The organism is Streptomyces sp. NPDC060031, from assembly GCF_042736805.1.
In the GTDB taxonomy this organism is placed as follows: domain Bacteria; phylum Actinomycetota; class Actinomycetes; order Streptomycetales; family Streptomycetaceae; genus Streptomyces.
In genome coordinates this window covers 124,148-134,680 of record NZ_JBHWVM010000010.1, presented here as the reverse complement: position 1 = coordinate 134,680, position 10,533 = coordinate 124,148, and the positions used below count along the sequence as shown (strand labels likewise).

The 10,533-nt window shown below is 71.8% G+C and carries 7 protein-coding genes; 4 read left to right on the top strand and 3 right to left on the bottom strand.

Annotation, left to right across the window (positions count from 1 at the left end; genetic code table 11):
* The coding region (locus tag ACFWB8_RS06845) for an AAA family ATPase (protein ID WP_385223418.1) at nt 1-1,933 on the top strand (1,933 nt) is incomplete at its 5' end.
* A gap of 183 nt (nt 1,934-2,116) precedes the next feature.
* Nucleotides 2,117-3,550, top strand: coding sequence for a sugar porter family MFS transporter (locus tag ACFWB8_RS06840; protein ID WP_385223417.1), 1,434 nt, complete (start codon nt 2,117-2,119; stop codon nt 3,548-3,550).
* 40 nt (nt 3,551-3,590) lie between these two features.
* Here the strand turns inward: ACFWB8_RS06840 and ACFWB8_RS06835 are convergent, their stop codons facing one another.
* Nucleotides 3,591-4,577 (bottom strand): LLM class flavin-dependent oxidoreductase, encoded by a 987-nt coding sequence (locus ACFWB8_RS06835; RefSeq protein WP_385223416.1) that lies wholly within the window; start codon nt 4,575-4,577, stop codon nt 3,591-3,593.
* A 63-nt stretch (nt 4,578-4,640) separates the two neighbouring features.
* Entirely contained in the window at nt 4,641-6,095 is a 1,455-nt protein-coding gene (locus ACFWB8_RS06830; RefSeq protein WP_385223415.1) for a cytosine permease, read from the bottom strand.
* 261 nt (nt 6,096-6,356) lie between these two features.
* Here ACFWB8_RS06830 and ftsY point away from each other — a divergent pair, with 261 nt between their 5' ends.
* Nucleotides 6,357-7,580 (top strand): signal recognition particle-docking protein FtsY, encoded by a 1,224-nt coding sequence (ftsY, locus tag ACFWB8_RS06825; RefSeq protein ID WP_385223414.1) that lies wholly within the window; start codon nt 6,357-6,359, stop codon nt 7,578-7,580.
* Nucleotides 7,581-7,650: 70 nt separating this feature from the next.
* Here ftsY and ACFWB8_RS06820 read toward each other — a convergent pair whose 3' ends face one another.
* A complete protein-coding gene (locus tag ACFWB8_RS06820) occupies nt 7,651-8,322 on the bottom strand; it encodes a bifunctional DNA primase/polymerase (protein ID WP_385223413.1) in 672 nt (223 codons plus the stop codon).
* A gap of 404 nt (nt 8,323-8,726) precedes the next feature.
* Here ACFWB8_RS06820 and ACFWB8_RS06815 point away from each other — a divergent pair, with 404 nt between their 5' ends.
* On the top strand, nt 8,727-10,250 hold the full coding sequence (locus ACFWB8_RS06815; RefSeq protein WP_385223412.1) for a hypothetical protein: 1,524 nt from the start codon (nt 8,727-8,729) through the stop codon (nt 10,248-10,250).
* Nucleotides 10,251-10,533 lie beyond the last annotated feature (283 nt).

Here is a 10,533-nt window from a genome sequence, read left to right as displayed (position 1 = left end):
GGCCGGCGTGCCACGCAGCGGCACGCCGGCCTCCGCGGGCGGACAGCACCAGCCACGTCCAGCCTCGCCGGCGTTTGAGGCGCGGGGCCCGGGGCGGAGCACCGGCAGCGGACCCGCGGACGAAGCGGCCACCGGCGTGCCCGCGGCCGCGCTGGTCGGCGGCGACGCCGAAGCGCGGCGGGCCGTGGGATGGATCCTGCGGGACCACTTCGTGGTCGGGACCCTCGAAGAGGCCGAGGCACTCGTCGCGGAGCGGCCCGACGCGGTGGCCGTGACCGTGGAGGGGGACGTACTCGGGGCGCATCTCGCGCACGGCGGCTCCGCGGCGGTGCCCAGCCTGATCGAGGTACAGGCCGCCGTCGACGAGGCGGCCGCAGAGCTGGCCCGGCTCGACGGGCACTGCGTGGAACTGGACGGGGCGAAGCAGGCGGCCGAGGCCCGCCGCGCCCACTGCGCGGCGCGCGTGGAGGAGCTCGGCGAACGCCGCCGCGCCGCCGAGCAGGCCCGCGCCGGGGTCGCCCAGCAGCTCGGACGCCTCGCCGGGCAGGCCAAGGGGGCCGCGGGCGAGGCCGAGCGCTGCACCACGGCCGCGGCCAAGGCACAGGACGCGCTGGAGCAGGCCCTGGCCGAGGTGGAGGAGTGCGCGCAGCGGCTCGAGGTGGCGCAGGAGATGCCGGTCGAGGAGGAGCCGGACACCTCCCGGCGCGAGCGTCTCGCCGCCGACGGGGCCAACGCGCGCCAGACCGAGATGGAGGCGCGGCTGCAGCTGCGCACCCACGAGGAGCGGGTCAAGGCTCTGGCCGGACGCGCCGACGCACTCGACCGCGGAGCCCGCGCGGAGCGGGAGTCGCGCGCCCGCGCCGAGCGGCGCCGGAACCGGCTGCGGCACGAGGCGCAGGTGGCCCGGGCCGTGGCGGACGGCGCCGGGCAACTGCTCGCGCACGTGGAGGTGTCCCTGAGCCGGGCCGAACAGGAGCGGGCCGCCGCCGAGTACGCCAAGGGGCTGCGCGAGCGCGAACTGACCGAGGCCCGGGGCCGCGGCCGCGACCTCAAGGGCGAGCTCGACAAGCTCACCGACTCCGTCCACCGCGGCGAGGTGCTCGGCGCCGAGAAGCGGCTGCGCATCGAGCAGGTCGAGGGCCGCGCCCTGGAGGAGTTCGGGATGGAGGCGGCCGGCCTGGTCGCCGAGTACGGGCCCGACCAGCCGGTGCCGCCCTCCCCGCCCGCCGAGGGCGAAGCACTGCCCGAGGACCCGGAACATCCGCGCAACCGTCCCGGCCCCTTCGTACGGGCCCAGCAGGAGAAGCGGTTGAAGGCGGCCGAGCGCGCGTACCAGCAGCTCGGCAAGGTCAACCCGCTCGCCCTGGAGGAGTTCGCGGCCCTGGAGGAGCGCCACCAGTTCCTCAGCGAGCAGTTGGAGGACCTGCGCAAGACCCGGGCCGACCTCCTTCAGGTCGTGAAGGAGGTCGACGAGCGCGTCGAGCAGGTCTTCACCGAGGCATACCGGGACACGGCCCGCGAGTTCGAGGGGGTGTTCTCGCGGCTCTTCCCCGGCGGCGAGGGCCGGCTGATCCTGACCGACCCCGACAACATGCTGGCCACCGGCGTGGACGTCGAGGCCCGCCCGCCCGGCAAGAAGGTCAAGCGGCTCTCGCTGCTCTCCGGCGGCGAGCGCTCCCTGACCGCCGTGGCGCTGCTGGTCTCGATCTTCAAGGCCCGGCCCAGCCCGTTCTACGTGATGGACGAGGTGGAGGCCGCGCTCGACGACACCAACCTGCAGCGGCTGATCCGGATCATGGAGGAGCTCCAGGAGAGCTCGCAGCTCATCGTCATCACCCATCAGAAGCGGACGATGGAGGTCGCCGACGCGCTCTACGGCGTTTCCATGCAGGGCGACGGTGTCTCGAAGGTCATCAGCCAGCGACTCCGCTGACCCGATTACATTCAAGAAGTGAACTCAGATGAGGTCGTTTCTGGCTTACATGAACTTCACACGCCCTCTTGACTTCACGAAATGAACGCATAGGCTCGCTCCGCTGTCTCCCGCCTTCGGGTGGTGCCCGATCTTGAACTGTGCGCCACTGGTAGGACGGACGAAACCCCCACGGAGCACACCTTGACCAGCAGCACAGCGAACGTCCCCGCGGCAGGCGGTGGCCGGGCGGCACACCCCGAGCACCTCGGGCACGTCATCTTCATCACCGCGGCCGCGGCCATGGGCGGATTCCTCTTCGGCTACGACAGCTCCGTCATCAACGGCGCCGTCGTCGCGATCCAGGACCGCTTCGACGTCGGCCCCGCCGTCCTCGCCCAGGTGATCGCCGCCGCGCTGATCGGCTGTGCGTTCGGCGCCGCCACCGCGGGCCGCATCGCCGACCGGATCGGCCGCATCCGCTGCATGCAGATCGCCGCCGTCCTCTTCACGGCGAGCGCCATCGGTTCGGCCCTCCCCTTCGCCCTCTGGGACCTGGCCATGTGGCGGGTCGTCGGCGGCTTCGGCATCGGCATGGCCTCCGTCATCGGACCGGCCTACATCGCCGAGGTCTCCCCGCCCGCGTACCGCGGCCGGCTCGCCTCCTTCCAGCAGGCGGCGATCGTCATCGGCATCGCCGTCTCCCAGCTCGTCAACTGGGGGATCCTGAACCTCGCCGACGGCGACCAGCGCGGCGAGATCGGCGGCCTGGAAGCCTGGCAGTGGATGCTCGGCGTCATGGTCGTTCCGGCCGCGCTCTACGGGCTGATGTCCTTCGTCATCCCGGAGTCCCCCCGCTTCCTGGTCTCCGTCGGCCGCAACGACGAGGCCAAGAAGGTGCTCGGCGAGGTCGAGGGTTCGCAAGTGGACCTCGAAGAGCGCGTCGCCGAGATCGAGCACGCCATGCGCTCCGAGCACAAGTCCACCTTCAAGGACCTGCTCGGCGGGCGCTTCGGCTTCCTGCCCATCGTCTGGGTCGGCATCGGCCTGTCGTTGTTCCAGCAGCTCGTCGGCATCAACGTGATCTTCTACTACAGCTCCTCGCTGTGGCAGTCCGTCGGCATCGACCCGAGCGCCTCGTTCCTGTACTCCTTCGAGACCTCGGTCGTGAACATCATCGGCACGGTGATCGCAATGATCTTCGTGGACCGGATCGGCCGCAAGCCGCTGGCCCTCATCGGCTCGGCCGGCATGGCGATCTCGCTGGGGCTCGCCGCCTGGGCGTTCTCCTTCAAGTCCGGGGCCGGTGACGACATCGCCCTGCCGCACGCCCAGGGCATCGTGGCCCTGGTCGCCGCCAACTGCTTCGTGCTCTTCTTCGCCCTGTCCTGGGGCGTGGTGGTCTGGGTGCTGCTCGGCGAGATGTTCCCGGGCCGCATCCGCGCCGCGGCCCTCGGCGTCGCCGCGGCCGCCCAGTGGATCGCCAACTGGGTCATCACCGTGTCGTTCCCGAGCCTCTCGGACTGGAACCTCTCCGGCGCGTACGTCATCTACACGGTCTTCGCCCTGCTCTCGATCCCCTTCATCCTCAAGTGGGTGCCGGAGACCAAGGGCAAGGCGCTGGAGGAGATGGGGTAACCATCCCCGCCACCACCCCTCTCCTCGATACTGCCCCGGCTCAGTCCTTGAGCCGGGGCAGTACCTGTTCGCACAGCAGGTGCAGGCTCCGCCAGCCCTCGTCGACCGGCATCCCGCCGCACAGCGGGTGCAGGACCAGGTTCCCGGCCTCGCCGGCGCCGCGGGCGTACGCGACCGCCTCGTCCGGGGTGAGGATGCGGTACACCCCCTCCGCGCGCAGTTCCGCCACCGAGCGGGCGCCGGACCGCACGGCGCTGCGGATGTCCTTGGACTGCCAGGACGCGTACGTGCCCGCCTCGTGCAGGAAGCGCTCGCCGTGCTCGGCCCACGCCCGGTCCGGATCCTCGGCGATGTGCAGCAGCGGGGTCTCGGCCGCCGGCATCATGCAGAAGCCCTCGGTGCCGTACTCCGCGAGCTTCGCGTTGTAGTAGGCCTCCAGCTCCGGCAGGTGCGCGCTCGGGAAGAAGGGCAGCCCCAGCCGGGCCGCGCGCCGGGCCGCCGCCTGCGAGCTGCCGCCGACCAGGAGCATCGGGTGCGGCCGGGTGAACGGCCGCGGGGTGACCCGTACCGTACGGCCGCGGAACTCGAACGGCTCGCCGGTCCACGCCTTCAGCAGGGTCTCCAGCAGCTCGTCCTGGAGCCGCCCGCGCCGGCCCCACTCCACGCCGTGCTGCTCGTACTCCGCGGGCCGGTAGCCGATGCCCGCGACCGTGACGAGGCGGCCGCCGCTCAGCAGGTCCAGGACGGCGACGTCCTCGGCGACCTTGAGGGGGTCGTACAGCGGGCCGATGATCGCCGAGACGGTGACCGCGATCCGGCGGGTGGCGCCGAAGACCGCGCCCGCGAAGGCGAACGGCGAGGGCAGCCAGTTGTTGTCGGTGCCGTGGTGCTCTTCGGTCTGGATGGTGTCGATCCCGCGGTCGTCCGCGTACCTGGCCATCTCCAGGGCCGCCCTGTACCGGGCGGAGAGGCTCTCGGGGGTGCCGTTCGGGTCGACGAGATTGAACCGGGCCACGGTGATGGGCATGAAGGAGTCCCCCTTCGCCGGATGTGGGTGCGCGGGCGAAGGGGGACGTTAGCTGACGTGGCGTCAGTTGGACAGGGATCCGGCGAGCTCGCGCTCCTCGGCGGGCGCCGGCGCGGCCGTGCGCGGCAGTACGGCGTACAGGGCGGCCGAGGTGAGGATGCCGGCCGCCCAGCCCAGGCCGTTCTGCCCGATCCAGGTGGTGGCGAGCGGCCCGCTGAACCAGTCCACCTTCGTGAACATCGTGCCCACCACCAGGGCCAGGCCCCAGGCGGTCATGGCCTGCCAGGCGAAGCCGCCCTTGTACCAGTAGGCGCTGGTCCGCGTGGTGTCCAGCAGTGCGGGGCCGTCGTAGGAGGTGCGGCGCAGCATGTCCACGCCGAAGACGCCGATCCAGGCGGAGAAGGCCACGGCCAGCAGGGTCAGGAAGGAGATGAACGAGCCGAAGAAGCTGGTCGCGACCACCATCAGCAGGAAGCCGAAGACCAGGCTGATGACGGCGTTGACGCTGACCGCCGCGGCACGCGAGACCTTGATGCCCAGGGTCTGCGCGGTGAAGCCGGCCGAGTACATGGACATCGAGTTGATGAGCAGCATGCCGACGAGCGCGATGAGCAGGTACGGGACCGCGATCCAGGTCGGCAGCAGCTCGCCGATGAAGGAGACCGGGTCCTGCGCGCTGGCCAGGTCGGGCGTCCCGACGGCCATGACCGCGCCCATCAGCACCATCGGCAGGACCACGATGCCCGCCCCGCCGATGGTGGCGCCGACCATGCCCTTGGAGGAGGCGGTGCGCGGCAGGTAGCGGGTGAAGTCCGGGCCGGACGGCACCCAGCTGATGCCGCCGGCGGCGATGGTGCCGATGCCCGCGATCATCATCGCGGTGGAGCCGGCGGGCTTGCCGAAGACGGCGGACCAGTCGGTCTCGACGATCAGGTAGCCCAGCACGAGCACGCTGAAGGCGCCGAAGAGGTACGTCGACCACTTGGAGCAGACGCGCAGCGCGTTGATGCCGAGCCCCGAGACCAGGAAGGTGCAGCCGACGAAGAAGAGCAGCGTGACGACGATCAGGGTGGTGTTCTTGCCGATGCCGAAGACCAGGTCGAGGACGGTCAGGACGGCGTAGGCGCCGCTGACCGCGTTGATGGTCTCCCAGCCCCACCGGGCGACCCAGATCAGCGTGCCGGGGAAGAGGTTGCCGCGCTGGCCGAAGACGGCCCGGGAGAGCGCCATGCCGGGGGCGCCGCCGCGCTTGCCCGCGATGGAGATCAGGCCGACGATCCCGTACGAGATGACGGGCGCGACGATCGCGACGACGAGCACCTGCCAGATGTTCAGCTTGTTCGAGATGACCAGGCCGGCGCCCATGGTCAGCAGCAGCACGCTGATGTTGGCGGCGACCCAGGTCGGCACGAGCTCGCGCACCCGGCCGCGCCGCTCGCTGTCCGGGACGGGCTCCAGGCCGCGGGTCTCGACGGCGGTCTCTGTCGCGATCGCGCCGTCGGCGGGCTCGGCAGGCATGCGGTACTCCGTGGGGGCGTGGGGGGCGGAAGGCGACCATCATCGTAGATTTACCGCTAAAACCACAAATAGAGGCGTAATGCCTTGTGTGATGATCCAAGAGGCAGGGACTGTCGCGGCTCACCGCTCGGGCCGCGACAGCCCCTGGGCGCTCAGCGCCGACCACGCCCTTGCCGGCCTGCCTACCGATACAGGGGGTGACACAAGGCCCCGCCCGGGAAACGAAGTGCCGTGGGTCAGGTCGCGCATACTGGCTGGGTTATGGAAATCCTCATCCTTGCCGTAGTCATCGCCCTGGTCGCGGTCGGCGCGATCAGCGGGCTCGTGGTCAGCAGCCGCAAGAAGAAGCAGCTGCCGCCCTCGGCACCGTCGAGCACGCCGACCATCACTGCCCCGCCCGCCGAACCGCAGGTGGGGGAGGACGCCGCACCGACGGCGCAAGAGCCGCGCCGCACGATCGAGGAGGTCGCCCTCCCCGACGCGGAGACGGCCCTCGAATCCCCGGTCGCCGTCGAGGATCCCGTGGTCGAGGCCCCGCCCGCGCCCGAGATCGAGGTGCCCGAGCCCACGGCCGGCCGCCTGGTCCGGCTGCGCGCCCGCCTCGCCCGGTCGCAGAACTCGCTGGGCAAGGGGCTGCTCACGCTGCTCTCCCGCGAGCACCTCGACGAGGACACCTGGGAGGAGATCGAGGAGACCCTCCTCATCGCCGACGTCGGTGTCGCGCCGACCCACGAGCTGGTCGAGCGGCTGCGCGAGCGGGTCAAGGTGCTCGGCACCCGCACGCCCACCGAGCTGCGCACGCTGCTGAAGGAGGAGCTGCTGACCCTGCTCGGCACCGACTTCGACCGCGCCGTGAAGACCGAGAGCGGCGTCGACACCCCCGCCGTCGTGATGGTCGTCGGCGTCAACGGCACCGGCAAGACCACCACCACCGGCAAGCTCGCCCGCGTGCTCGTCGCCGACGGCCGCAGCGTGGTGCTCGGCGCGGCCGACACCTTCCGTGCCGCCGCCGCCGACCAGCTCCAGACCTGGGGCGACCGGGTCGGCGCGCGCACCGTGCGCGGTCCCGAGGGCGGCGACCCCGCCTCGATCGCCTACGACGCGGTCAAGGAGGGCATCGCCGAGGGCGCCGACGTGGTGCTCATCGACACCGCCGGCCGCCTGCACACCAAGACCGGCCTCATGGACGAGCTCGGCAAGGTCAAGCGCGTCGTGGAGAAGCACGGCCCGCTGGACGAGATCCTGCTGGTCCTGGACGCCACCACCGGGCAGAACGGCCTGACCCAGGCCCGCGTCTTCGCCGAGGTCGTGGACATCACCGGCATCGTGCTGACCAAGCTCGACGGCACCGCCAAGGGCGGCATCGTCGTCGCCGTCCAGCGTGAGCTGGGCGTCCCGGTCAAGCTCGTCGGCCTGGGCGAGGGCGCCGACGACCTGGCCCCCTTCGAGCCGGAGGCGTTCGTCGACGCCCTGATCGGCGACTGACCCGCGAGATCCGTACGTCGACCCGTGCCCCCGCGGTCCCACGGACCCGGGGGCACGGGCGTGTGCGGAGCTACGCGCCGCGCAGGCGGTGGCAGAGGTAGGCGAGCGTGCCCAGCAGCAGCCGGGCCTGCGGCGGATCCCCGGCGCAGTCCAGCGCGGGCGGCCGCAGCCAGCTCACCGGCCCGAGCCCCGCGAAGTCGGACGGCGGCGCCGTCAGGTAGGACCCCTGGCCCAGCGCCCGCAGGTCGAGGTCCGCGTCGTCCCAGCCCATCCGGTACAGCAGCTGAGGAAGCCCGGCGGCCGCGCCCGGGGCCACGAAGAACTGGGCCCGGCCGTCCGGGGTGGCGGTGACGGGCCCGAGCGGCAGGCCCATCCGCTCCAGCCGGACCAGGGCCCGGCGCCCCGCCTCCGCGGAGACCTCGATGACGTCGAAGGTGCGGCCGACGGGGAGCAGCACCGCCGCGCCGGGGTACTCGCCCCAGGTCTCGGCGACCTCGTCGAGGGTGGCTCCGGCCGGGACCGTCGGCGCGAGGGCCAGCGGATGCGCTCCCGGCGCACTGCAGCCCGTATGACCGCAGGAGCAGTCGCGGGCGGGGGCGGCGGCGCGCGCTCCGGGGACCGCGTCCCAGCCCCACAGTCCGGTGTACTCCGCCACCGCCGTACAGTCCGACGTCCGTCCGCGGCGCCGGGCGCCGGTGCGGAACTCCTTGGTGCCGCGGCTGCCGCCGATCGTGAAGCCCATGCCCATGCCCCCTCCAACGGGTCGGACGCGCCGGTGGTTACGACCTCGGCGGGACGGGATCGGGACGTGATGCGGTGCGGCCGCGGGCCTGTCGCCCGGCGCACTCCTCGCCGCGCGCGCCCCGAGCGCACTCCAGTCCAACCATTCCGTTTTCGCCTTCGTGTCAAGTGAATCGCGCCTGGCCGCTGGCGAGTTCATTCGAAGGGGTGGCGAATGGTGGCGTTTCTGGAATCAACCTCGCCGAGGGGGTGATCGTAGGATTACTTTCGGTGCACGAAGCTCGAAGGCGGACCCGTCCATGGGTATGCCGGAGGCAAATTGTGGAGGACCTGTGAAGGTCCGGGACGGCGCTTGCCGCCCCCGCCAGGGTTTCGTTGAAGAGGCTGACGGATGGGGGCGTTCCAGTGAGCGGCAGCGGCGCAAGCGGAACGAGTGCTGAGTCCGGGATGTCGTCCCCGCCGCAAGCTCCGCCCGAAGCCGGCCGCAACGAACAGCTCACGTCGTGGTTCGTCCGCAGCGGCTGGTCCAAGGGCGAGCTCGCCCGCCAGGTCAACCGCCGGGCCCGCCAGATGGGCGCCCACCACATCAGCACCGACACCTCCCGGGTGCGCCGCTGGCTCGACGGCGAACAGCCCCGCGAGCCCGTTCCGCGGATCCTGTCCGAGCTCTTCTCCGAGCGCTTCGGCTCCGTGGTCGCCATCGAGCAGCTCGGCCTGCGCACCGCGCACCAGACCCCCTCCGTCTCCGGCGTGGACCTGCCCTGGGCCGGACCGCAGACCGTCGAGCTGCTCAGCGAGTTCTCCCGCAGCGACTTGATGCTGGCCCGCCGCGGCTTCCTCGGGACCTCCCTCGCCCTCTCCGCCGGCCCCGCCCTCATCGAGCCCATGCAGCGCTGGCTCGTCCCGGCCCCGGCCGCCGACCCGAAACCGCGCGAGGCGGGGCCGACGGGCGCCCTCGCGGGCCACCGGCCGCCCAGACTCTCCGAACCGGAGCTCGACCTCCTCGAGGCGACCACCGTGATGTTCCGCCAGTGGGACGCGCAGTGCGGCGGAGGGCTGCGCCGCAAGGCCGTCGTCGGGCAGCTCCACGAGGTCACCGACCTGCTCCAGGAGAACCACCCGGCCCCCGCCATGAAGCGGCTCTTCAAGGTCGCCGCCGAGCTCGCGGAGCTGGCCGGCTGGATGAGCTACGACATCGGCCTGCACCCCACCGCGCAGAAGTACTTCGTACTCGCCCTGCACGCGGCCAAGGAGGGCGGTGACAAGCCGCTGGGCTCCTACATCCTCTCCGGCATGAGCCGCCAGATGATCCACCTCGGCCGCCCCGAGGACGCCCTGGAGCTCATCCACCTCGCCCAGTACGGCAGCCGCGACTGCGCCGGCCCGCGCACCCAGGCCATGCTGTATGCGATGGAGGCCCGCGCCTACGCCAACATGGGCCAGCCCAGCCGCTGCAAGCGGGCCGTGCGGATGGCCGAGGACACCTTCGGCGACGTGGGCCTCGGCGGCGAGCCCGAGCCCGACTGGATCCGCTTCTTCTCCGAGGCCGAGCTCAACGGCGAGAACTCCCACTCGTACCGGGATCTGGCCTACGTCGCCGGGCGCAGCCCCATGTACGCCTCCCTCGCCGAGCCGGTCATGGAGCGGGCCGTCGAGCTCTTCGAGAAGGACGAGGAGCACCAGCGCTCGTACGCCCTCAACCTCATCGGCATGGCCACCGTGCACCTGCTCCAGCGCGAACCCGAGCAGGCCACCGTCCTCGTCGGCCGCGCCCTCGACGTGGCGGGAAAGGTACGGTCCGAGCGCGTCAACACCCGACTGCGCAAGACCGTGGACGCCGCCGCGCGTGAGTACGGCGACGTGGCCGACGTGGTCCGGCTGACCGACCACCTCGCCTCCCGGCTCCCCGAAGCCGCGGAGGCCGTCTGACGGCCCCGAGGGCCGCTCCCCAAGGCCCCGGCCGCGGCAGTCACCCTCAGGTCCGATCAGGCTCCCCCAGTCAGGTCACCCGGGTACCCGCCGCGGCCGGTCTTCATGAACCACTCGTTCATGGACGCGTAACACGCCAGACCTCTTCGTCACGCATGCGAAACACCGAGCGGCGCCGCCGGAAACCGGCCTGCGCGAATCTCAGGGCCATTAACCGGCCAGCCCCCCACCCGGCCGGATCGCTTAACGCCGCTCAGGTTTTCACGATCGCCCGCACGCGAAC